The sequence below is a fragment of the Acidovorax sacchari genome (genome assembly GCF_042847045.1).
Taxonomy (GTDB): domain Bacteria; phylum Pseudomonadota; class Gammaproteobacteria; order Burkholderiales; family Burkholderiaceae_C; genus Paracidovorax; species Paracidovorax sacchari.
Genome location: NZ_AP035783.1, coordinates 1,955,457 through 1,977,157 on the forward strand (window position 1 = coordinate 1,955,457; position 21,701 = coordinate 1,977,157).

Below are 21,701 nucleotides of genomic sequence, written 5' to 3' on the forward strand. Positions count from 1 at the left end.
TTATCGGCCCCCCCTGCAGCCCGGGCCATGCTCAGCGGCGCAGGGATCCGATTCGCCAGCCGAAGTGGGTCCCCGCCACGGCCCACAGGATCGCTACCGCGCCGCTGATCTGCACCGGCCCGAGCCAGTGCCCGAACGCCCAGGCATCGACCAGAATGGCCACGATGGGATAGAGGAACGACAGCACGCCGACTGTGGACGTCGGCAGCTTCTGGATGGCGCTGTAGAGCAGTGTGGACATGAGGCCCGTGTGGATGCCCCCGATCGCGGCCAGCAGGGCCCAGACTGCCGGCGCCGAGGCGCCCGTGGGCAGGGTGGCGAACGGCAGCAGAAGCACGCTGCCCACGATGAGCTGGACCAGCACGATCAGCCGGGCTGGCACATCGTGCAGTTTTTTGGTGACGGCGGCCGCCAGCGCGTAGAAAAATGCGGCTGCCAGCGCGAGCCCGAACCCGGACAGGTAGGCGGACGGCGGCACGCCGGATGTCGTTCCGCCGATGACGATGAGCACCAGCCCGACGAATGCCAGGCCCAGCCACCCTCCTTGTGAAGGTGTCATCCTTTCGCCGAAGAACAGCGCGCCGAGAGCTGCCAGCATGAAAGGCTGGGTGTGGTAGGTGACGGTAGCAATGGCGATGGAAGCATGCGAATAGGCTGCGAAGAGCAGGGCCCAGCTGGCGGCGAGCGCCACGCCACCGAGGGCTGCCATGCCTGCCTGCCGCAGGCCGATGCCACGAATGCCTGTCCGATGTCTGCCGAGGCAGATCCATGCAAGTGCCAGGGCCCCGAATGCGCAGCGCCAGAACACCACCGAAGCCGCCGGCATTCCGGTCAGCAGTACGCACCAGCCTACGGTGCCGGCGATAACCATCGCCGTGGCCATCTGCACCATGCCGGCGGTTCTCGGGTTCATTGGCGGACTCCGTACGGGTCGCACCGGGATCGGTGCCAAATGGAAAAGGGGTATTCGCTCTGTTGTTCGTCAAAGAGAACAATTGGGCGATATGATGGATTTTTGCTGTTCGTTCGTCAAGTCGAACGATTGTTTGATTTGTTGGATGGGAAACATGGCGCCCTTACCCCTGTCATCGCCGATCGACCTGCTGGCCTCCGCCGTCCGGCGTGAACGGGAGCGATTGGGCCTTTCCGTGTCGGAATTGGCCAAGCGCGCCCAGATCGCCAAATCCACCCTGTCGCAGCTGGAAGCCGGCAGCGGCAACCCCAGCCTGGAAACACTCTGGTCGCTGGCGACGGCCCTGGGGGTGCAGGTGACGCGGCTGATCGCCGAGCCCTCGGCCCACGTGCATGTCGTCCGTGCGAACGAAGGCGTGGCGCTGGCGTCCGAGCAGGCGAACTACGCCGCAACGCTCCTGGCAGTGTGTCCCGCCGGTATGCAACGTGATCTTTACCGCTTGGCGGTGCAGCCTGGAGAACCCCGGGCATCGGACAGCCATCTGCCCGGTACGGTCGAGCATGTCGTGCTGTGCAGCGGCCGCGCCCGTGTCGGACCGGCCGACCGGCCGGTGGAGCTGGCCCCGGGGGACTACGCCCGTTATGCGGCTGATGCGAGGCATGTGTTCGAGGCGCTCGAGCCGCACACCACGGCAGTCCTGCTGATCGAACACCCCTGAGCCCTCACGCGCCGGCCCTGGCCGTGCAACGAAAAAGGCACCAGCCATGTGAATGGCAGGTGCCTTTTCAGGGTGAACGAGAGGGGCGCGCCGCGTGGCGCGCAACCTGCTCAGACGCGCTTGCGGTATTCGCCCGTGCGGGTGTCGATTTCGATCTTGTCGCCCTGGTTCACGAACAGGGGCACCGGCACTTCGAAGCCCGTGGCGATCTTGGCGGGCTTGAGCACCTTGCCGGACGTGTCGCCCTTGACGGCGGGCTCGGTCCAGGTGATTTCGCGCTCGACGCTGGTGGGCAGCTCGACCGAGATGGCCTTGCCGTCGTAGAACACCACTTCGACGGACATGCCGTCTTCCAGGTAGTTCAGCGCGTCGCCCATGTTCTCGGCTTCGACTTCGTACTGGTTGTACTCGGAGTCCATGCAGACGTACATCGGATCGGCGAAGTAGGAGTAGGTGCACTCCTTCTTGTCCAGGATCACGTTGTCGATCTTGTCGTCGGCCTTGAACACCACTTCGGTGCCCATGTTGTTCAGCAGGGCCTTGAGCTTCATGCGCACGGTGGCGGCGCCGCGGCCGCCGCGTGCGTATTCGGTCTTCAGGACGATCATCGGGTCCTTGCCGTGCATGATCACGTTGCCGGCGCGGATTTCTTGAGCGATTTTCATAGCAGGTCTGCCTGGGTTGTGGCCGCTCAACGCACCGGAGCGCCCGCCGAAGGCCGGCTGCGAGCGCGGCGGTGCGGCAAGGGCGCCGGGCAGGTTCCGCGGCGGGGGGGATGCGCCGGCCGGCATGCGGAACTACGCGTGCCGCCCCTTTTGGGCGCAAAACCCTGGATTTTAGCTTTTTTCCTGGACGAACCCGAGCAACTGCGTCACGAGGTCGTCCTGCGCGTGCAGGCGGCTGCGTGCCGCCCGCACGCAGTCGCGCCACTCGCCCAGGTGGGCGGCCGTGAGCGGGGGCAGGGCGGCCGGGTCCGCCATGCCGTTCCAGGCGTGGTGGAAATGCCGCAGCGCGGCCGGTGCCTGCAGCCAGTCGAGGAAGGCGTCGAGCTTGGCGTGGTGCGCGCCATCGTCCTGCGGGTAGATGTGCCAGACGAAGGGCTGGCCGGCCCAGAGCGCGCGCACCAGCGAGTCTTCGCCGCGCACGGCGTTCAGGTCGCAGGCCCACAGCATCTCGTCGAATCCGGGCTGCGGGCAATGCGGCAGATAGGTGACCATGGGCCCAGCAGGGGGCGGTGCCTTTCCGGCCGGCTCGCCCGCCAGCGCGGCGCGCACGGCGGCCGTGGCGCGCCCCGGGGTGGCCAGCAGGTGGGAGCGCGGCTGCTCCGAGAGGCGGCGCAGCAGGGCAGGCAGCCCCGCGGGCTCATAGCAGAACAGCGAGACGGCCAGCGCATCCGCGGCCACGCCGTGGCGGAGGCGCCAGGCGGTGCGGTCGAAGGCCGCCTGGCGCGCGGCCAGGTCCGGCTCGCGCAGCAGGCCGCCCGTGCGCGGCGTGAAGCCCGGGTAGAAGAACCAGCGGGTGCGCCCGGCGCCGGGGCCGGAGAAGAGCGGCGAGGGCAGGCAGTGGCTGCGCTCGACATAGGCCTCGGCCGAAAGGTATTCCAGGTTGATCCACACGGGGCGCCGCGCGGCCTGCAGTCCGTCGGCGGCGGGCAGGCGGGAAAGGAAGGCCTCGGGGATGTCGCAGCCGAAGGCCTCGACGAGCACGTCGCCCGGTCCGGCGGACATCGGTCCGGCGGCGGGCCAGGGCAGCACCTGCACGCCCGGTGCGCCTTCCGGGGCCATCCAGGCGAGGGCGGTGGCGTCGTCGGTCCACAGCCGCACGCGGTGGCCCTGCGCGCCGAGCTGGGCCGCGAGGCGCCAGCAGACGCCGATGTCGCCGAAGTTGTCGATGACGCGGCAGAAGAGGTCCCAGGAAAGGGGCGGGGCGGCGGTCATGGCGCGGCCTCCGCGGGCGGCGCCGCACGCAGGTGGTCCACGAGCAGCCGGGCCGCGCTGGAGAGCGCGTCGCCCGCCCGCACGCACAGCGACAGCTGGCGCCGCGCCCAGGGCTCGGCCAGCGCCACGGTGCGCAGCGGCAGCGTGCCCAGGTAGAGCCGGGCGCTGCCGCGCGGCAGCACGCCGACGCCCAGCCCGGCGGACACCATCAGGCAGAGCGCGTCGTAGCTGGTCACCTGGATGCGCAGCCGCAGGGGCCGGCCGGCGTCCGCGGCGGCGCGCGTGAGCAGATTGTTGATGGCACTGCCCGGATGCACGCCGACGAAGTCGCAATGGAGCGCCTCGGCCAGGCGCACGCTGCGGCGCCGCGCCAGGGCGTGGCCCCGCGGCGCCACCAGCACCAGCTCGTCCTCCCGGTAGGGCAGCAGCGCGACGCGGTCGCCGTAGTTGCCGTGGTTGAGGATGCCGATGTCGGCCGCGTTTTCCGCCACGGAACGGGCGATGGCACTGCTGATCTGCTCCTCCAGCCGCACCTGCACCTGGGGGTGGGCCGCCATGAAGCGCTGCAGGTCCCCGGGCAGGAACTGGGTGATGGCCGAGATGTTGGCCACCACACGCACCTGGCCCCGCACCCCGGCGCGGAAGTCGCCCATCTGCGCGGCGATGCCGTCCAGGTCGTTGAGCACGCCGCGCGCCATGTGCAGCAGCGCATAGGCGGCGGCCGTGGGCTCGCTGCCGCGGTTGCTGCGGGCGAACAGGTCCACGCCCAGGGCGTCCTCCAGTTCCGCGAGCCGGCGGCTGGCGGCCGAGGCGGCGATGTGCTCGCGCGCGGCGGCGCGGGCGATGGCGTTCTCTTCCATCACCGCCACGAAGAGGCGCAGGGACACGGGATCGAGTTTCATGGGCGACAGTCTGCCATGCCGTTTTGCGATGGCACCTTCTCGATTGGGCGTTTTGCGGCCGTGCCGGTGCTGGGCATGATGCGCGCCATGCAGGAGACGACATCCATGGAATCAAGGGGCGCGCAGGCATCCGCCCCGTCTGCCACCCCGACGACCCCCGCGGCCCTGGCCGGCGTACGGGTGATCGAGATGGGCCAGCTCATCGCCGGGCCGTTCTGCGGCAAGACCCTGGGCGAATTCGGCGCCGAGGTGGTGAAGATCGAGGCCACCGGCACGGGCGATCCGCTGCGCAACTGGCGCATGCTCAAGGACGGCACGTCGGTCTGGTGGCAGGTGCAGTCGCGCAACAAGCGCTCGGTGGCGCTGGACCTGCGCCTGCCGGAAGGGCAGGACATCGCCCGCCGGCTGATCGCCGAGGCCGACGTGCTGATCGAGAATTTCCGCCCCGGCACGCTGGAAGGCTGGGGCATGTCGCCCGAGGAACTGCACGCGCTCAACCCCGGGCTGGTCATCCTGCGCATCTCGGGCTATGGCCAGACGGGGCCCTACCGCGACCTGCCGGGTTTCGGCGTGATCGGCGAGGCCATGGGCGGCCTGCGGCACCTGACGGGCGAGCCGGGCCGCGTGCCCGTGCGCGTGGGGGTGTCGATCGGCGACACGCTGGCGGCGCTGCACGGCGCCATCGGCGTGCTCACGGCGCTCTACCACCGCAAGGTGAATGGCGGACAGGGGCAGGTGATCGACGTGGCGCTGCACGAGGCGGTGTTCAACGTGATGGAAAGCCTCATTCCCGAATACAGCGCCTTCGGCGCGGTGCGCGACGCCGCGGGCAGCGCGCTGCCGGGCATCGCCCCTTCCAACGCCTACCCCTGCACGGACGGCTGGGTGCTGGTGGCGGGCAATGGCGACAGCATCTTCCGGCGGCTGATGGAGGGTATCGGCCGGCCGGACCTCGCCGCGGCGCCCGATCTTGCGAGCAATGCCGGCCGCGTGGCGCGCGTGCAGGAGATCGACGCCGCGATCGGCGCCTGGACGGCGCAGCGCACCGTGGCCGAGGTGATGGAAACGCTCGCTGCCGCGCGCGTGCCCGCCGGCAAGGTCTATACGGCGCGGGACATCGCGGAAGACCCGCACTACCGCGCCCGCGGCATGCTGCTGCCGCAGGCGACGCGCGACGGCTATACGGTGGAGGTGCCGGGCATCGTGCCCAAGCTCTCGGCCACCCCGGGCACCATCCGCTCCAGCGCGCCCAGGCTGGGCGACGACACCGACGCGGTGCTGCGCGAGGCCGGCCTGAGCGACGCCCAGATCGCGCTGCTGCGCGAGAAGGGGGTGGTGCAATGAATGCGACCAGCACGGTGTGGCGCGGTGCGGGCCACCGCATCCACATGCAGGAAGTGGGCACGCGCGACGGCCTGCAGATGGAGCAGGCCTTCGTGCCCACCGAAGACAAGATCGCGCTGGTGGACGCCTTGTCGGACACGGGACTTTCCAAGATCGAGGTGACGGCCTTCGTGTCGCCCACCGCGATCCCGGCGCTGCGCGACGCGGAGATCGTGATGCGGGAGATCGCGCGCCGCCCGGGCGTGGTCTATGCCGCGCTGGTGCCCAATGTGCGCGGCGCGGAGCGCGCGATCGAGGCGCGCACCGATGAACTCAACCTGGTGATGTCCGCCAGCGAGACGCACAACCTGGCCAACCTGCGCATGACGCGCGCGCAGTCGTTCGCCTCGCTCGCGCGGGTGGTGGCCACGGCGCAGGGCGCGGGCGTAGCGGTGAACGTGTCCCTCTCGTGCGTGTTCGGCTGCCCGATGGAGGGCGACGTGGCCGAGGCCGAGGTGTTCGGCTGGGTACAGCGCTTCGCCGACCTGGGCGTGGGCGGCATCACGCTGTGCGACACCACCGGCATGGCGCACCCTTCGCAGGTGGCGGCGCTGGTGGCCGCGGCGCGCGCCCGCTGGCCTGCGACGGCCTTCACGCTGCACTTCCACAACACGCGCGGCATGGGCCTGGCCAACGTGCTGGCGGCGATCGACGCGGGCGCGGACCGGTTCGACGCCTCGCTGGGCGGGCTGGGCGGCTGCCCCTATGCGCCGGGTGCCTCGGGCAACGTCTGCAGCGAAGAGGTGGTGCATGCGCTGGAGCTCATGGGCTACGACACGGGCGTGGACCTGCCGGCACTGCTCGCGGCCGCGCGGCGGCTGCCTGGGCTCATCGGCCACGACATCCCCGGCCAGCTCGCCAAGGCCGGGCGGCGCCTGGACCTGCACCCGGTGCCCGCGGATTTCGAGGCCATCCGGGAGCGGGCGATGGCGCGCTAGGAACCGACCGAGGCCGCCGCAGCGGCGGCGCCAACGCCAGGCATAACGAACCAGAAAAAGCACTACGACGACAGGAGACACACCATGCCCACGCTTCCCTCCCTTGCCGGCCGCCTGCCGCGCCGCCGCGCGCTGCAGGCGCTCGCCGCCACCCTCTGCACCCCCGTTCCATTCGCCCGGGCGCAGGACGGCTATCCCTCCAAGCCCATCACGCTGATCGTGCCGCAGGCCGCCGGCGGCGCCAACGACGCGATCGCCCGGGTGGTGGCGCAGCGCCTGTCCGAGCAGATGGGCCAGAGCGTGGTGGTGGACAACCGCCCCGGCGCGGGCGGCGCGCTCGCCACCGCGGCCACGGCGCGCGCCAGGCACGACGGCTACACCCTGCTGCTCACGGCCGACAGTGCGCACGTGATCGGGCCGGCGCTCTACCGCAATCCCGGCTTCGATCCGGTGAAGGATTTCGAGCCGGTCGCGCCCGTGGCCACGGCGGGCTACGTGCTGGTCGCGCACCCGTCGTTTCCCGCGAACGACATCGCGGGCCTCATCGCGCTCGCCAAGGCCAGACCCGGGGAATATGCGATCGCCTCGGCAGGCAACGGCACGCTCAACCACCTGATCGGCGAGATGCTGCAGAAGGCCGCGGGCATCCGGCTGCAGCACGTGCCCTACAAGGGCTCTGCCGCCGCGGCGACGGACGTGGCGGGCGGGCAGGTGCCGCTGTCGGTACAGAGCCTGCCTTCCTGCATCGCGTTCATCAAGGCCGGCAAGCTCAAGGTGCTGGGCGTGGTCAACAGCCGCCCCGTGGCCGCGCTGCCCGGCGTGCCGACGATCGGCCAGACGCTGCCGGGCTTCGGCCAGTCGCCCTGGTACGCGCTGTTCGCGCCGGCCGGCACGCCCGCGCCCATCGTCGCGCGCCTGCAGGCCGAGGTGGCCCGCGCGCTGGACCAGAAGGACGTGGTGGACAAGCTGGCCGGCGTGGGCTGCGAGCCGTTCAAGGGCACTTCCGCGCAGCTCGGTGCGCTGGTGCAGGCGGAACTGCCGCAGTGGGCGCGCGTGGTGAAGGAAACCGGCGCCACCGTGGATTGACGGGGCGCGTCGCCACGCAACGAAACAGATAACAACCCAGGAGACATCGACATGCGACATTCCCTCCCACGCCGGCTCGCGCTGGCCGCCCTGGCCGCCTGCGCGGCCCTGCCGCTGGCCGCGGCGGCGCAGGGCAACTACCCCTCCAAGCCGGTCACTCTCGTCGTGCCCACCGCGGCCGGCGGCACCACCGACCTGTCGGCGCGCATGCTGGCACAGGCGCTGGGGCCGGTGCTGGGCCAGTCGGTGGTGGTGGACAACAAGGGCGGTGGCAACGGCAACATCGCGGCCGGCGCGGTCAAGCGCGCGGAGCCGGACGGCTATACGCTGCTCATGCAGTATTCGGGCTACCACGTCATCTCGCCGCTGCTCACGGCGCAGAAGACCTGGGACATGGGCGACTTCCAGCCCGTGGCCAACGTGCTCTCCGCACCGCAGATCATCGTGGTGCGCGACGGCCTGCCCGTGAAGACGCTGGGCGAGCTGATCGCCTATGCGAAGGCGAATCCCGGCAAGCTCAACTACGCCTCGTCGGGCAATGGCTCGCTGCAGCACGTGACGGGCGCGATGCTGGAGCAGCAGGGCGGCGTGAAGATGGTGCACGTGCCCTACAAGGGCACCGGCCCCGCGCTGCAGGACCTGCTGGGCGGGCAGGTGGACCTGACCTTCGGCACGGCGCCGCCCTTCATGCCGCACATCCAGTCGGGCAAGCTGCGCGTGCTGGCCGTCACGGGCAGGGAGCGGCTGCCCAGCCTGCCCAACGTGCCCACCACGGCCGAAGCCGGCTATCCGAAGGTGGACGCCACGTCCTGGTTCGCGCTGTTCGCGCCGGCCGCCACGCCCCGCGCCGTGGTGGACAGGCTGGTGGCCGACGTGCGGACCGTGGTGCAGAACCCCGCGTTCCAGCAGAAGGCGCAGGAGCAGGGCGCCACGGCGGACTACCAGGGACCGCAGCAACTGGGTGCGCGCGTGAAGGCCGACCTCGCCAACTGGGCGCAGGTGGTGAAGGCCGCGAATATCCAGGCGGAATAAAACCTGCGCACCTTGTTTTCAGGGTTTCCCCCATTGCGGCAGCGTGCCGCATTTCAGGGCCTCCATGCACCGCATGGGGGCCTTTTTCTTGCTGCGCCGCACCATGCGGGTGCAGTGGCGAAATCGCTTTGAATGATTGATTTTTTTCTTTAATATGGCGCCGTTGTAAATTTTTTATCAACACCTCCACCCCATGTCCGACCTTCCCGAAACCGCCAGCGAAGCCGTGTCGATCGCGATCCGCATCGGCCGCGCGCGTCCCACGCTGACGCGTTCGCACCAGCAGATGGCGGACTACGTGCTCGCGCATCCGCTGCAGGCGGCCACGATGCCGATCGACGAACTGGCGTCGGCGGTGGGGGTGTCCATCGCCACGGCCAACCGCTTCGCGCGGGCCGTGGGCCTGGATGGGTACCCGATGCTGCGCGCCGAGCTGGTCAAGGGTTTCGAGGCCATGCTGGCGCCCATCGAGAAGATGCGCATCAAGCTGGAAAAGCCAACGTCCATCCGCGACGTGTTCGCGGCTGCGCTGGAAGAAAGCCAGCGCAACATCGCCGCCACGCGCGAGGCGCTGGACCCTGCTGCCTGCGAGGCCGCGGTGCAGGCGCTGCTGGGTGCGCGGCGCATCTACCTGGCGGGCTTCGGTGCGAGCGGCTGGCTGGCCGGCCTGCTGCAGCGCGGGCTGGACGCGTACTGCGACAACGTGCACCTGCTCTCGGGCGTGGGCGGCGCGTCGTACGGCGCGCGCCTGCTGCCGCGCATGGGGGCCGAAGACCTGTTCGTCGCGATCAGCTATCCGCGCTATCTCACCGACACCGTCGTGCTGGCGCAGGGCGCCTTCGAGCGCGGGGTTCCCGTGCTGGCGCTCACCGACGGTGCGCGCTCGCCGCTCGTGCCGTTCGCGCGCGTCTGCCTGTTCGCTCAGACCGAGAACCAGTACGCGGCGAACTCCGAATCCTCGGCGCTGGCGCTGATCGAGGCGCTCACCAGCGCCGTGGCGCACCAGTCCCGCGAGTCCGTGAAGACCGCCGCGCGCATGACCGAGGCGGTGTTGCCGTGGCTTCACGACAGCTCGCACAGCCGGCTCTCGCCGCGATCTTCCGAAGCCGGAATCCGCAAGGCGGAGCTCCGGCCCGTCCCACGGGGCCCCGGGCGCTGAGTCCGCGCGCCCCGCTGCCTTTTTCGCTTCCCGTTCGCCGTCCCGCCCTTCTTTTGCCCTGCCGCCGCCTGCCCGCATGAACGCTTTCCACGCATCCCCTTCGACTCCCGCCGCGCCGGTGATCGCCATCCACGGCGGTGCAGGTACGCTGAGCCGCGCGCACATCAGCCCTGCGCAGGAGCAGGCCTACCACGCTGCGCTGCAGGATGTGCTGCGCGCGGGGCAGGCCGTGCTCGCGCGGGGCGGCAGCGCGGTGGATGCGGTGTGCGAAGCCGTGCGCCTGCTGGAGGAATGCCCGCTGTTCAACGCCGGCCACGGCGCGGTGTTCACCTCCGATGCCACGCATGAACTGGATGCCGCGGTGATGGACGGCGCGAGCCTGGCCGCCGGCGCCGTGGCGGGCGTGGCGCATGTGCGCAACCCGGTGCTGGCCGCCCGTGCGGTGATGCAGCACGGCCAGCACGTGCTCATGGCCGGCGACGGCGCCGAACGCATGGCGCGCGACGCGGGCCTGGCGATGGTGGAGCCATCGCATTTCTCGACGGATGCGCGCCGCGCGCAGCTGGAGGCCGCGCGCGCCAGCCAGCGCGGCGCCGTGCTGGACCACGACGGCGCCGCGGCGCTGGCGGGCCGCGCGCTCGACGAAGACCGCAAGATGGGCACGGTGGGCGCCGTGGCGCTGGACGCGCACGGGCACCTCGCCGCCGCCACCTCCACGGGCGGCATGACCAACAAGCGCCCCGGCCGCGTGGGCGACAGCCCGCTGATCGGCGCGGGCACCTATGCCGACGACCGTACCGCGGCCATTTCCTGCACCGGCCATGGCGAGAGCTTCATCCGCGTGGCGGCCGCACACGATGTGTGCGCGCGCATGGCCTACGGTGGCCTCGGCCTCGCGCAGGCCGCCGATGCCGTGGTGCACGGCGCCCTGGCCGCCATCGGCGGCACCGGCGGCCTGGTCGCCGTGGACCGCCTGGGCAACGTCTGCCTGCCGTTCAACACCGAAGGCATGTACCGCGGCCTGGCCCGCGTGGGCGCATCGCCCGAGACCTTCATCTACCGCTGAGCACCCGGCCTTCGCCTGTACGCCGCCAACGACCGCATTTCCTCCCGGCTCCCATGAAATCCAACGCCCCGACCTCTCCCTCGACCCTCGTCCTGCCCGAGCAGCGCGTGCTGGCCGTGGACGACCTCACCATCCGCTTCGCGAATTCCGAGCGCACGGTGGACGCCGTGCGCAACCTTTCCTTCCACGTGGACCGCGGCGAGACCCTGGCCATCGTGGGCGAATCGGGCTCGGGCAAGTCCGTCACTTCGCTGGCGCTGATGCGGCTCGTGGAGCACGGCGGCGGACGGATCATCGGCGGTTCGGTGGCGTTGCGCCGCCGCAATGGCCAGGTGCTGGACGTGGCCCGCGCGGGCAACGCCGTGATGCGCGACGTGCGCGGCGCCGACGTGGCCATGATCTTCCAGGAGCCGATGACCTCGCTCAACCCGGTGTTCACCGCGGGTGACCAGATCGCCGAATCCATCCGCGTGCACCAGGGCAAGGACCGCGCTGCCGCGCGCGCCGAGGCATTGCGCATGCTGGAACTGGTGCGCATTCCCGAAGCGCGCAACGTGCTGGACCGTTTCCCGCACCAGCTCTCGGGCGGCATGCGCCAGCGCGTGATGATCGCCATGGCGCTGTCGTGCAAGCCGCAGCTGCTGATCGCCGACGAGCCCACCACGGCGCTGGACGTGACCATCCAGGCGCAGATCCTGCAGCTCATCCGGCAATTGCAGGACGAGATGCACATGGGCGTGATCTTCATCACCCACGACATGGGCGTGGTGGCCGAGGTGGCCGACCGCGTGCTGGTGATGTACCGCGGCGACAAGGTGGAAGAGGGCGCCTCGGACCGCATCTTCGCCGCGCCGCAGCATGCCTACACCCGCGCCCTGCTGTCGGCCGTGCCCAAGCTGGGCGCCATGCAGGGCACGGACCTGCCGCGCCATTTCGAACTGCTCGGCGCCGATGGCACGGTCCAGGCGCAGCCGGTGCTCGAATCCACGCCGGCGGACACCCGCCCGGCAGGCGCGCAGCCCATCCTGCGCGTGAAGGACCTGGTGACGCGCTTCGACCTGCGTGCCGGCCTGCTCAACCGCGTGAAGCGCCGCGTGCATGCGGTGGAACGCGTGAGCTTCGACCTCTATCCGGGCGAGACCCTGGCCCTGGTGGGCGAGTCCGGCTGCGGCAAGTCCACCACCGGCCGCTCGCTGCTGCGCCTGGTGGAGAGCCAGAGCGGCGCCATCGAGTTCGGCGGCCGCAACATCCTGGATCTGCCCACCTCCGAGGTGCAGGCGCTGCGCCGCGACATCCAGTTCATTTTCCAGGATCCGTTCGCCTCGCTCGATCCGCGCCTCACCGTGGGCTTCTCGATCATGGAGCCGCTGCTGGTGCACAGGATCGGAACCCGCGAAGAGGCCCAGGCCCGCGTGGACTGGCTGATGGAGAAGGTGGGCCTGCCGCGCGAGCATGCGCAGCGCTATCCGCACGAGTTCTCCGGCGGCCAGCGCCAGCGCATCGCGATCGCACGCGCCCTGGCGCTCAACCCCAAGGTGGTGGTGGCCGACGAATCCGTCTCGGCGCTCGACGTCTCCATCCAGGCGCAGATCGTCAACCTGATGCTGGACCTGCAGCGCGAGCTCGGCGTGGCCTTCCTCTTCATCTCGCACGACATGGCGGTGGTGGAGCGCATCAGCCACCGCGTGGCGGTGATGTTCCTCGGCCAGATCGTGGAGATCGGCCCCCGCCGCGCGATCTTCGAGAACCCGCAGCACGCCTACACGAAGAAGCTCATGGCCGCCGTGCCCATCGCCGATCCGGCGCGCCGCCACCTCAAGCGCGCGCTGCTGGACGGCGACATTCCCAGCCCCATCCGCTCCATCGGCGACGAGCCCGCGGTGCAGCCGCTGGTGGAAGTGGGACCGGGCCATTTCGTGGCGCGCCACCCCATCGCCAACCTGTATTGATGTTCCTTTCCCAACCGGAGTCCACCATGAAGAAGACCCCCGCTTCCCGTCGCGTCGCCGCCAGCCTGCTGGCGCTGGTCGCCCTGTCCGCCACCGGCTCGGCCCTGGCCGCCGGCAACGCCGTGCTGGCCATCTACCAGCAGCCCGAGACGCTGGACCCGTACAACACGAACACGACGATCACCACGGCCGTCACCAAGAGCTTCTACGAAGGCCTGTTCGCGTTCGACAAGGACATGAAGCTCAAGAACGTGCTGGCCGAGAGCTATGAGGTCTCCAAGGACGGCCTGGTGTACACCTTCAAGCTGCGTTCGGGCGTGAAGTTCCACGACGGCACCGACTTCAACGCCGCCGCGGCCAAGGCCAACCTGGACCGCGTGATGGACCCGGCCAACCGCCTGCTGCGCGCCAACCAGTTCAACCGCGTCGCCAAGGTCGAGGCCGTGAACCCGCAGACCCTGCGCATCACGCTCAAGGAGCCCTTCGGCCCCTTCATCAACGCGCTGGGCCACGCCTCGGCCGCGATGATCTCGCCGGCCGCGCTCGCCAAGTGGGGCAACAAGGACATCGCCTTCCACCCCGTGGGCACCGGTCCGTTCGAGTTCGTCGAATGGAAGCAGACCGAAGCCATCGTGGGCAAGAAGTTCGCGAACTACTGGAAGAAGGGCTATCCCAAGGTCGACCAGATCACCTGGAAGCCCGTCACCGAGAACAACACCCGCGCCGCCATGCTGCAGACGGGCGAGGCCGACTTCGCCTTCACGCTGCCCTATGAGCAGGTCGCCACGCTGAAGAAGAGCGACAAGGTGGAAGTGGTGACGGCGCCGTCCATCATCCAGCGCTTCCTGACGTTCAACCTGCTGCAGAAGCCCTTCGACAACCTGAAGGTGCGCGAGGCCATCGGCTACGCCATCAACAAGGAGGCGCTCTCCAAGGTGGCCTTCAACGGCTACGCCTTCCCGGCCCAGGGCTTCGTGCCGCAGGGCGTTGAGTACGCGGTGAAGATGCAGCCGATCCCCTACAACGTCGCTAAAGCCAAGGAGCTGCTGAAGGAGGCCGGCTATCCCAACGGCTTCGAGACGACGCTGTGGAGCGGCTACAACAACACCACCAGCCAGAAGGTGATCCAGTTCCTGCAGCAGCAGCTGCAGCAGGTGGGCATCAAGGTGTCGGTGGAAGCGCTGGAGCCCGGCAAGCGTGCGGAACTGGTCGATGCCTGGCCCGATCCCAAGACCGCCAAGGCACGTCTCTACTACATCGGCTGGTCGTCCTCGACCGGCGAGGCCGACTGGGCGCTGCGCCCGCTGTTCTCGACCGAATCGTGGGCGCCGAAGCTGGCCAACTACGCGTTCTACAGCAACCCCGTCGTGGATGAGTCCATCGCCAAGGCCCTGCTCACCACCGACGGGAGCGAGCGCGCTGCGCTCTACAAGACCGCGCAGGAGCAGCTCGCCAAGGACCTGCCGCGCATCCCGCTGGTGACCGAGGAAGTGCTCTACGCGCACTCCAAGCGCCTCTCCGGCGTCTACGTGATGCCCGACGGCAACATCAACAGCGACGAGATCTCGCTGAAGTAAAGGCATCCGGCATGCCGCCCCCCGCGCGCCGCGGGGGGCTTTTTTCCCGTTCCCGTTTTCCCCTCGCTGCGCACCGCAGCGCCGCATCATGCTGAACTATTTCCTCAAACGACTGCTGGGGCTGCTGCCCACGCTGCTGATCGTGGCGGTACTGGTGTTCCTCTTCGTCCACATGCTGCCGGGCGATCCCGCGCGCCTGGCCGCGGGCGTGGACGCCGACGAAGCCACCGTACAGCTCGTCCGGCAGGAGCTGGGCCTGGACAAGCCCCTGCCCGAGCAGTTCGTGCACTTCTTCTCGCGCATGGTGCAGGGGGATTTCGGCACGTCCATCCGCACCCGCCGCCCGGTGGCGGCCGAGATCGGCGAGCGCTTCATGCCCACGCTGCTGCTCACCGTCGCCGCCATGGCCTGGTCCGTGGTGCTGGGCATGGGCATCGGCATCCTGTCGGCCGTGTACCGCAACCGCTGGCCCGACCGGCTCGGCATGACGCTCGCGGTGTCCGGCATTTCCTTTCCCGCCTTCGCGCTCGGCATGACGCTCATGCAGGTGTTCTCGGTGCAGCTCGGCTGGCTGCCCACCGTGGGCGCCGACAGCTGGAAGCACTACATCCTCCCCTCCATCACGCTGGGCGCCGCGGTGGCCGCCGTGATGGCCCGCTTCACGCGCGCCTCCTTCGTCGAGGTGGTGCAGGAGGACTTCGTGCGCACCGCCCGCGCCAAGGGCCTCAACGAGCGCACCGTGGTGCTCAAGCACTGCCTGCGCAACGCGCTCATCCCGGTCGTCACCATGATGGGCCTGCAGTTCGGCTTCCTGCTGGGCGGTTCCATCGTCGTGGAGGCGGTCTTCAACTGGCCCGGCCTCGGGCGCCTGCTGGTGGACGCCGTGACCATGCGCGACTACCCCGTCATCCAGACCCTGGTGCTGCTTTTCTCGCTGGAGTTCATCCTCATCAACCTGGTGGTGGACATGCTCTACGGCTTCATCAACCCGACCATCCGCTACAAGTGAAGCGCGCGGACCGCAACCCTCCCACGGACGAAGACCCGGTATGACCACGCCCTCCATTCCCACGCCGCCCGACGCAGCCCAGCTCGCGGCGGCCTCGGTGGCCCCCGCCGCCGGCGCCTCCACGGTGCGCACGCCCTGGCGCGAGTTCTGGCGCAAATTCAAGAAGCAGCACGTCGCCGTGGCCGCGCTGGTGTTCGTCGTGCTGCTCGTCGCCGTGGCCGTGCTGGCCCCGGCCATCGTGCCGTTCGACGCGGAGAACTTCTTCGACTACGACCGGATCAACGACGGCCCCTCGGCCATGCACTGGTTCGGCGTCGATCCGCTGGGCCGCGACATCTTCAGCCGCATCCTGATGGGTGCGCGCATCTCGCTGGCCGCGGGCTTCCTCTCGGTGGCGATCGGCTGCCTGATCGGCACCACGCTGGGCCTGCTCGCCGGCTACTACGAAGGCTGGTGGGACCGCATCGTGATGCGCATCTCCGACGTGCTGTTCGCCTTCCCCGGCATCCTGCTGGCGCTGGGCGTGGTCGCCATCCTGGGCAGCAGCATGACCAACGTGGTGGTGGCCGTGGCGGTGTTCAGCGTGCCGGCCTTCGCGCGGCTGGTGCGCGGCAACACGCTGGTGCTCAAGCAGATGACCTACATCGAATCCGCGCGCAGTATCGGCGCCTCGGACTGGACCATCATCGTGCGGCACATCCTGCCGGGCACCATCTCCTCCATCGTCGTGTACTTCACCATGCGCGTGGGCACCTCGATCATCACGGCGGCCAGCCTGTCGTTCCTGGGCATGGGCGCGCAGCCGCCGACGCCGGAGTGGGGCGCCATGCTCAACGAGGCACGTGCCGACATGGTGAACGCGCCGCACGTGGCGCTGTTCCCCAGCCTCGCCATCTTCCTGACGGTGCTGGCCTTCAACCTGCTGGGCGACGGCCTGCGCGACGCGCTGGACCCCAAGATCGACCGGCAGACATGAACGTGCGCGACCCCGCCGCCACGGCACTCCCGCGCATCGGCCTGCTGGACGCGGGCCCCCTGGATGCGATCACGGACGTGGCCGGCGTCACCGTCGGCCATGCCACGCTCGACGACGGCCCGGTGCAGACCGGCGTGACGGTGATCCGTCCCCACGCGCAGGATCCGTACCGCCACAAGGTGCCGGCAGGCGCCGCGGTCATCAACGGATTCGGCAAGAGCATCGGCCTGGTGCAACTGGAAGAGCTGGGCCAGCTCGAGACGCCGGTCGCGCTCACCAACACCTTCTCCGTCGGTGCGCTGGCGCAGGCGCAGATCCGCGACTGCGTGCGCGCCAACCCCGAGACCGGGCGCGCCCTGCCCACCGTCAATCCGCTGGTGCTGGAGTGCAACGACGGCTACCTGAACGACATCCAGCGCATGGCCGTCGGCGAGAGCCACTACCGCGCGGCCTGCGACGGAGCGGGCGCGCAGGTGGCCCAGGGTGCGGTGGGCGCGGGGCGGGGCATGTCCAGCTTCCAGTTCAAGGGCGGCGTGGGCACCGCGTCGCGCCGCGTGCCCCTGCACGGCGGCGGTACCTTCACCGTGGGTGCGCTGGTGCTCGCCAACTACGGCCTGCTGCCGAACCTCGTCTGGGGCGGCGCGCCGATCGGCGCGTCCCTGGCCGCCCGGATCGAGGCCGAGGCGCGTGCCGCCGCGGCCGGGCCCGAGAAGGGCTCGATCATCATGGTGCTGGCCACCGACGCGCCGCTGGAAGCCCGCCAGCTGCGCCGCCTGGCCTGGCGGGCCGCCGCAGGCCTCGCGCGCACGGGCTCGGTCTATGGCCACGGCAGCGGCGACATCGCTCTGGCGTTCTCGACCGCCTACACCCTGCCGCACCTGCCGCAGGAGCCCATGCCGGCCGTGGCGATGGTGCACGAAGCCCTGCTCGACGGCCTGTTCCAGGCCGCGGCCGACAGCGTGGAGCAGGCCATCGTCCACGCGCTCTGGCATGCGGAATCTGTCACCGGCAGGGACGGGCACTACCGCCGCGCGCTGCGCGACGTGCTTTCCCGGGCCGGCTGAAACGGCCGCCCGCAGCCCTCCCGCGCCCAACCCTTCCTTTTCCGCCCAGTGCAGCGTTCCATGAAAATCCTCATCTCCGTCGATATCGAAGGCGTGGCCGGCATCTACCACCCCGAGCAGGTGCGCGCCGGCAACCCGGAATACGAGCGCGCCCGGCGCCTCATGGCCGCGGAGGCGAATGCCGCCATCGCCGGGGCGTTCGACGGCGGCGCCGACGAGGTGTTCGTCAACGATTCGCACGGGGGCTTCCGCAACATGCCGCCGGACCTGCTCGATCCGCGCGCCCAGGCCATCCAGGGCAAGCCGCGCTACCTGAGCATGGTGGCGGGCGTGGAGCTGGGCATGGATGGCGTGTGCTTCATCGGCTACCACGCGAAATCGCGGGCCCACGGCATCCTGGCCCACACCATCAACAGCTTCGCATTCGCCCGCATCTCGCTCAACGGGCGCGAACTGGGCGAGGCCGGCATCTACGGCGCCCTCGCAGGGGCCTATGGCGCACCGGTCATCGCCGCTTCCGGCGACGATGCCTTCATCGCGGAGACGCGGGATCTGTTCCCGCACGCGCAGTTCGTGCAGACCAAGCGCGCCACGGGCGCCAACAGCGGCATCAGCCTGTCGCCCGAAAGCGCCTGCGCCGCCATCCGCGACGGCGTGTCCCGGGCCGCGGCCCGGGCCGGCCAGGCCCGGCCGTTCCGCATCGACGGCCCCGTCACGGTGGACCTGGAGGCACAGTCGGTGGCACTGGCCGACCTGTTCTGCCAGTGGCCCACGCTGGAGCGCACGGCGCCCGACGCGCTGCGGTTCACCGCGCCCGATACCGAATCGGCGGTGCGGATGATCAACGGCCTTTCTGCCATGTCCAGTATGTTGAGATGACACCCCCCTGAGCGGCTGCGCCGCTTCCATGCAGCCGCCGGAGGCGGCAGCCCTTCGGGCACGTCCAAGCCTGCGCAGGCAGGCTCGGAGCCACGGCCCTCAGCCCCTTTCTCGCCATGCCGCGCATGGCGGGCAGGGAGACGACGCCAGTGGCCGGGCGAAGCCCGTTCCACGGCGTCTGCTGGCTTGGCCTGCTCCGCGGCCTTCTGATGGGTGAGGCAGCGCCTGTTGCATGAATTGCGCACCATGCGAGTGATTGTTGGGATGACGAGATGACTGAAACTGCAAACCCGTCCGCTGGCGCCGTGCCCGCGATGACCGTCGGCATCGTGGCCGGCATGGGCCCCGCCGCGGGCGTGGATTTCGCGCGCCTGTTCGTGCGCGCGTCGGAGCAGTGGCTGCGCGACCACGGCCGGCCGGTCCGCGACCAGGCGTTTCCCGAGCACTGGATCGCCCAGGTGCCGGTGGCGGACCGCACGCAGGCATTGCGCGATCCGGCGGCGCCACAGCCGCTCGAGGGGCTGGTGTCGGCGCTGGAGCGGCTGGTTGCGGTGGGCGCCCGCGCGGCGGCCATGTCGTGCAACACGGCGCATGCCTGGCATGCGGCGCTGCAGGAGCGCGTGCCGGGCGTGGAGCTGCTGCACATCGCGCGGGAGACCGCCGCCGAGCTGCAGCGCCGCGGCGTCCGCCGTGCGGCGCTGCTGGCCACGCAGGGCACCTACGGCATGGGCCTGTACGACGAGGCCTTCGCCACGCACGGCGTGGAATGCGTGCTGCCTTCCGCCGAGGCGAAGGACTGGCTCATGGAAGGCATCTACGACGGCGTGAAGGCCGGCGACATGGCCCTGGCGCGCCGCCGTTTCGCCGAGGTGGGGCAGGCGATGCGCGCGCAGCACGGCGACGTGCCGCTCGTCATGGCCTGCACGGAGATCCCGCTGGCGCTGCCCGATGCGCCGGAGGCCGCCGGCTGGACGCTGGTGGATCCGTCGGAGATCCTGGCGACCGCCCTGGTGCGCCGCGCCTACGGCGGCCGCTGACAAAGCCCGGCCGGGCACGGGCCATCGCGCGGCCCCGCCCGGCCCGGCCGTGCGTGCCGGCCACAATACGCACCATGTCCGATGTGCACTCCGATGAACTGCTCGCGCAGGTGGCCTCCCTGCCACCCCTGCCGGGCGTGTACCGCTATTTCGACGCCCAGGGCGGGCTGCTCTACGTGGGCAAGGCCCGCAACCTGAAAAAGCGCGTTTCCAGCTACTTCACCAAGACCCATGGAGGCACGCGCATCGGCCACATGGTGGGCAAGATCGCGCGGCTGGAGACCACCGTGGTGCGCTCCGAGGCCGAGGCGCTGCTGCTGGAAAACAACCTCATCAAGTCGCTGAACCCCCGCTACAACATCCTGTTCCGCGACGACAAGAGCTATCCCTACCTGAAGATCACGGGCGTGGCCGCGCGCGACGGCACCGGCGAGCAACCCGGCCAGCGCTTCCCGCGCGTGGCCTACTACCGCGGCGCCGTGGACAAGCGGCACCGGTATTTCGGCCCCTATCCGGGCGCCTGGGCGGTGAAGGAAACCATCCTGCTGCTGCAGAAGGTGTTCCGGCTGCGTACCTGCGAGGACACCGTCTTCGCCAACCGCACGCGCCCCTGCCTGCTCTACCAGATCAAGCGCTGCTCGGGCCCGTGCGTGGACCTCATCTCTCCCGAGGCCTACGCGCTGGACGTGCGCAACGCCGACGCCATGCTGCGCGGCGAGACCAGGGAATTGCTCGAGGCCCTGGAGGCGCGCATGATGGCGCACTCCGAACGGCTGGAGTTCGAGCAGGCGGCGGACATCCGCAACCAGATCACGGCGCTCTCGCGCGTGCTGCACCAGCAGGCCATCGAGACGGTCTCGGACAAGGACGTGGACATCCTGGCCGTGAAGGTGCTGGGCGGCCGCGCCTGCGTCAACCTTGCCATGGTGCGCGGTGGCCGCCACCTGGGCGACCGGCCGTACTTCCCCGTCCACGTGGAAGACGCGGCCGCGGTGTACCAGCTGGAAGAGGGGGGTGAAGGGGGCGGTGAGGGGACGGACGGCACCGACGGCGCGCCCGCCGCGCCCCACGCCCCGCAGCGTTCGCTGGAAGTTCAGGTGCTGGAGGCCTTCATCGCCCAGCATTACATCGGCGTGCCCGTGCCGCCCGTGCTCGTCACCAGCGAGCCGGTGGACCGCGCGCTGCTGGAGGCGCTCTCGCAGCAGTCCGGCATCCGAGTGGGGGCCGTGCACCAGCCGCGCGAGCAGCGCCGTGCCTGGCTGGACATGGCGCAGAAGAACGCCGACATCCAGCTCGCGCGGCTGCTCTCCGAAGAGGGCTCCCAGCAGGCACGCACACGCGCGTTGGCCGAAGCGCTGGACCTGCCCATGGACGACCTGGAATCGCTCACCATCGAGTGCTTCGACATCTCGCACACGGCGGGCGAGGCCACGCAGGCGTCCTGCGTGGTCTTCCACCACCACCGCATGCAGAGCAGCGAGTACCGGCGCTACAAGATCGAGGGCATCACCGGCGGGGACGATTACGCCGCCATGCGGCAGGTGCTCACGCGGCGCTACAGCAAGGTCGTGGAGGCGCAGCGCGAGGCCGGCGGCGCCGAGCCGGCACCCGGGCAGGCGCGCCTTCCCGACCTCGTCCTGATCGACGGCGGCAAGGGGCAGGTCAGCATGGCGCGCGAAGTGTTCACCGAACTGGGCCTGGAGCTGTCCCGCATCGTCGGCGTGGAGAAGGGCGAGGGCCGCAAGGTCGGGCTGGAGGAACTCGTCTTCGCCGACGGCCGCGAGAAGATCTACCTCGGCCGCGACTCCGCCGCGCTCATGCTGGTGGCCCAGATCCGCGACGAGGCCCACCGTTTCGCCATCACCGGCATGCGCGCCGCGCGCGCCAGGGTGCGCGTGGGCGGCGGACAGCTGGAGGAGATCCCCGGCGTCGGGCCCAAGAAGCGCGCGCGACTGCTGCAGCGCTTCGGCGGGGTGCGGGGCGTGGCGGCGGCCAGCGTGGAGGATCTGGCCACGGTGGACGGCATCTCGCTGGAGCTCGCGCAGGAGATCTACCGGGCGCTGCGCTGAACGGGCG

General features: G+C 70.1%; 19 protein-coding genes. 15 read left to right on the plus strand and 4 right to left on the minus strand.

Annotated features, from left to right (window positions below; all coding sequences use genetic code 11):
• Window positions 1-31: 31 nt before the first annotated feature.
• Window positions 32-892 (minus strand): DMT family transporter, encoded by an 861-nt coding sequence (locus ACGHC0_RS08850; protein WP_415926605.1) that lies wholly within the window; start codon window positions 890-892, stop codon window positions 32-34.
• Here ACGHC0_RS08850 and ACGHC0_RS08855 point away from each other — a divergent pair.
• Complete coding sequence (locus tag ACGHC0_RS08855) at window positions 876-1,631, plus strand: helix-turn-helix domain-containing protein (RefSeq protein ID WP_415267990.1); 756 nt, start codon at window positions 876-878, stop codon at window positions 1,629-1,631. The two genes, ACGHC0_RS08850 and ACGHC0_RS08855, sit on opposite strands and share 17 nt — an antisense overlap.
• A gap of 110 nt (window positions 1,632-1,741) precedes the next feature.
• On the opposite strand, the gene efp is transcribed toward ACGHC0_RS08855, so the two are convergent.
• The 3 genes from efp to ACGHC0_RS08870 all read right to left on the minus strand — a co-directional run bounded on the left by efp (window position 1,742) and on the right by ACGHC0_RS08870 (window position 4,470).
• The gene (gene efp, locus ACGHC0_RS08860; RefSeq protein WP_013594116.1) at window positions 1,742-2,296 is read right to left on the minus strand and encodes an elongation factor P; all 555 of its coding nucleotides are present in this window, start codon (window positions 2,294-2,296) and stop codon (window positions 1,742-1,744) included.
• A 171-nt stretch (window positions 2,297-2,467) separates the two neighbouring features.
• Window positions 2,468-3,568, minus strand: a complete 1,101-nt coding sequence (gene earP / locus ACGHC0_RS08865) for an elongation factor P maturation arginine rhamnosyltransferase EarP (protein ID WP_415267991.1) — start codon at window positions 3,566-3,568, stop codon at window positions 2,468-2,470.
• Window positions 3,565-4,470, minus strand: a complete 906-nt coding sequence (locus ACGHC0_RS08870) for a LysR family transcriptional regulator (RefSeq protein WP_288536835.1) — start codon at window positions 4,468-4,470, stop codon at window positions 3,565-3,567. The genes earP and ACGHC0_RS08870 overlap by 4 nt, the downstream gene beginning before the upstream one ends.
• A gap of 105 nt (window positions 4,471-4,575) precedes the next feature.
• Here ACGHC0_RS08870 and ACGHC0_RS08875 point away from each other — a divergent pair, with 105 nt between their 5' ends.
• The 14 genes from ACGHC0_RS08875 to uvrC all read left to right on the plus strand — a co-directional run bounded on the left by ACGHC0_RS08875 (window position 4,576) and on the right by uvrC (window position 21,694).
• Complete coding sequence (locus ACGHC0_RS08875; protein ID WP_415267992.1) at window positions 4,576-5,814, plus strand: CaiB/BaiF CoA transferase family protein; 1,239 nt, start codon at window positions 4,576-4,578, stop codon at window positions 5,812-5,814.
• A complete protein-coding gene (locus tag ACGHC0_RS08880) occupies window positions 5,811-6,791 on the plus strand; it encodes a hydroxymethylglutaryl-CoA lyase (RefSeq protein WP_415267993.1) in 981 nt (326 codons plus the stop codon). The genes ACGHC0_RS08875 and ACGHC0_RS08880 overlap by 4 nt, the downstream gene beginning before the upstream one ends.
• 84 nt (window positions 6,792-6,875) lie before the next feature.
• Entirely contained in the window at window positions 6,876-7,877 is a 1,002-nt protein-coding gene (locus tag ACGHC0_RS08885) for a Bug family tripartite tricarboxylate transporter substrate binding protein (RefSeq protein WP_415267994.1), read from the plus strand.
• 51 nt (window positions 7,878-7,928) lie between these two features.
• Complete coding sequence (locus tag ACGHC0_RS08890) at window positions 7,929-8,909, plus strand: Bug family tripartite tricarboxylate transporter substrate binding protein (RefSeq protein WP_415267995.1); 981 nt, start codon at window positions 7,929-7,931, stop codon at window positions 8,907-8,909.
• Between the two features lie 193 nt (window positions 8,910-9,102).
• Complete coding sequence (locus ACGHC0_RS08895) at window positions 9,103-10,068, plus strand: MurR/RpiR family transcriptional regulator (protein ID WP_368354880.1); 966 nt, start codon at window positions 9,103-9,105, stop codon at window positions 10,066-10,068.
• Window positions 10,069-10,144: 76 nt separating this feature from the next.
• Window positions 10,145-11,134, plus strand: a complete 990-nt coding sequence (locus ACGHC0_RS08900) for an isoaspartyl peptidase/L-asparaginase family protein (RefSeq protein ID WP_368354881.1) — start codon at window positions 10,145-10,147, stop codon at window positions 11,132-11,134.
• A gap of 53 nt (window positions 11,135-11,187) precedes the next feature.
• Window positions 11,188-13,083: a dipeptide ABC transporter ATP-binding protein gene (locus ACGHC0_RS08905; RefSeq protein WP_368354882.1), complete on the plus strand. Its 1,896-nt coding sequence runs from the start codon at window positions 11,188-11,190 to the stop codon at window positions 13,081-13,083.
• 26 nt (window positions 13,084-13,109) lie between these two features.
• On the plus strand, window positions 13,110-14,660 hold the full coding sequence (gsiB, locus tag ACGHC0_RS08910) for a glutathione ABC transporter substrate-binding protein GsiB (RefSeq protein ID WP_415267996.1): 1,551 nt from the start codon (window positions 13,110-13,112) through the stop codon (window positions 14,658-14,660).
• Between the two features lie 88 nt (window positions 14,661-14,748).
• Window positions 14,749-15,669: a glutathione ABC transporter permease GsiC gene (gene gsiC, locus ACGHC0_RS08915; protein WP_415267997.1), complete on the plus strand. Its 921-nt coding sequence runs from the start codon at window positions 14,749-14,751 to the stop codon at window positions 15,667-15,669.
• Between the two features lie 40 nt (window positions 15,670-15,709).
• Window positions 15,710-16,645, plus strand: coding sequence for a glutathione ABC transporter permease GsiD (gene gsiD / locus ACGHC0_RS08920; protein WP_013594128.1), 936 nt, complete (start codon window positions 15,710-15,712; stop codon window positions 16,643-16,645).
• Window positions 16,642-17,709 carry a P1 family peptidase gene (locus ACGHC0_RS08925; RefSeq protein WP_415267998.1) on the plus strand — a complete coding sequence of 356 codons (1,068 nt, stop codon included), beginning with the start codon at window positions 16,642-16,644 and terminating at the stop codon, window positions 17,707-17,709. The genes gsiD and ACGHC0_RS08925 overlap by 4 nt, the downstream gene beginning before the upstream one ends.
• A gap of 60 nt (window positions 17,710-17,769) precedes the next feature.
• Entirely contained in the window at window positions 17,770-18,588 is an 819-nt protein-coding gene (locus tag ACGHC0_RS08930; protein ID WP_368354886.1) for a M55 family metallopeptidase, read from the plus strand.
• Between the two features lie 272 nt (window positions 18,589-18,860).
• Window positions 18,861-19,625, plus strand: a complete 765-nt coding sequence (locus ACGHC0_RS08935; protein WP_415267999.1) for an aspartate/glutamate racemase family protein — start codon at window positions 18,861-18,863, stop codon at window positions 19,623-19,625.
• A gap of 74 nt (window positions 19,626-19,699) precedes the next feature.
• Window positions 19,700-21,694, plus strand: coding sequence for an excinuclease ABC subunit UvrC (gene uvrC, locus ACGHC0_RS08940; protein ID WP_415268000.1), 1,995 nt, complete (start codon window positions 19,700-19,702; stop codon window positions 21,692-21,694).
• Window positions 21,695-21,701: the final 7 nt, after the last annotated feature.

What these genes read in the sequence shown, in the direction of transcription:
- gsiC (WP_415267997.1), top strand. Translation starts at nt 14,749, where the DNA reads ATGCTGAACTATTTCCTCAAACGACTGCTGGGGCTGCTGCCCACGCTG.
- ACGHC0_RS08875 (WP_415267992.1), top strand. Translation starts at nt 4,576, where the DNA reads ATGGAATCAAGGGGCGCGCAGGCATCCGCCCCGTCTGCCACCCCGACG.
- ACGHC0_RS08930 (WP_368354886.1), top strand. Translation starts at nt 17,770, where the DNA reads ATGAAAATCCTCATCTCCGTCGATATCGAAGGCGTGGCCGGCATCTAC.
- ACGHC0_RS08890 (WP_415267995.1), top strand. Translation starts at nt 7,929, where the DNA reads ATGCGACATTCCCTCCCACGCCGGCTCGCGCTGGCCGCCCTGGCCGCC.
- gsiD (WP_013594128.1), top strand. Translation starts at nt 15,710, where the DNA reads ATGACCACGCCCTCCATTCCCACGCCGCCCGACGCAGCCCAGCTCGCG.
- ACGHC0_RS08850 (WP_415926605.1), bottom strand. Translation starts at nt 892, where the DNA reads ATGGTGCAGATGGCCACGGCGATGGTTATCGCCGGCACCGTAGGCTGG.
- ACGHC0_RS08870 (WP_288536835.1), bottom strand. Translation starts at nt 4,470, where the DNA reads ATGAAACTCGATCCCGTGTCCCTGCGCCTCTTCGTGGCGGTGATGGAA.
- ACGHC0_RS08905 (WP_368354882.1), top strand. Translation starts at nt 11,188, where the DNA reads ATGAAATCCAACGCCCCGACCTCTCCCTCGACCCTCGTCCTGCCCGAG.
- earP (WP_415267991.1), bottom strand. Translation starts at nt 3,568, where the DNA reads ATGACCGCCGCCCCGCCCCTTTCCTGGGACCTCTTCTGCCGCGTCATC.
- ACGHC0_RS08900 (WP_368354881.1), top strand. Translation starts at nt 10,145, where the DNA reads ATGAACGCTTTCCACGCATCCCCTTCGACTCCCGCCGCGCCGGTGATC.
- efp (WP_013594116.1), bottom strand. Translation starts at nt 2,296, where the DNA reads ATGAAAATCGCTCAAGAAATCCGCGCCGGCAACGTGATCATGCACGGC.
- ACGHC0_RS08880 (WP_415267993.1), top strand. Translation starts at nt 5,811, where the DNA reads ATGAATGCGACCAGCACGGTGTGGCGCGGTGCGGGCCACCGCATCCAC.
- ACGHC0_RS08935 (WP_415267999.1), top strand. Translation starts at nt 18,861, where the DNA reads ATGACTGAAACTGCAAACCCGTCCGCTGGCGCCGTGCCCGCGATGACC.
- ACGHC0_RS08895 (WP_368354880.1), top strand. Translation starts at nt 9,103, where the DNA reads ATGTCCGACCTTCCCGAAACCGCCAGCGAAGCCGTGTCGATCGCGATC.
- ACGHC0_RS08925 (WP_415267998.1), top strand. Translation starts at nt 16,642, where the DNA reads ATGAACGTGCGCGACCCCGCCGCCACGGCACTCCCGCGCATCGGCCTG.
- gsiB (WP_415267996.1), top strand. Translation starts at nt 13,110, where the DNA reads ATGAAGAAGACCCCCGCTTCCCGTCGCGTCGCCGCCAGCCTGCTGGCG.
- uvrC (WP_415268000.1), top strand. Translation starts at nt 19,700, where the DNA reads ATGTCCGATGTGCACTCCGATGAACTGCTCGCGCAGGTGGCCTCCCTG.
- ACGHC0_RS08885 (WP_415267994.1), top strand. Translation starts at nt 6,876, where the DNA reads ATGCCCACGCTTCCCTCCCTTGCCGGCCGCCTGCCGCGCCGCCGCGCG.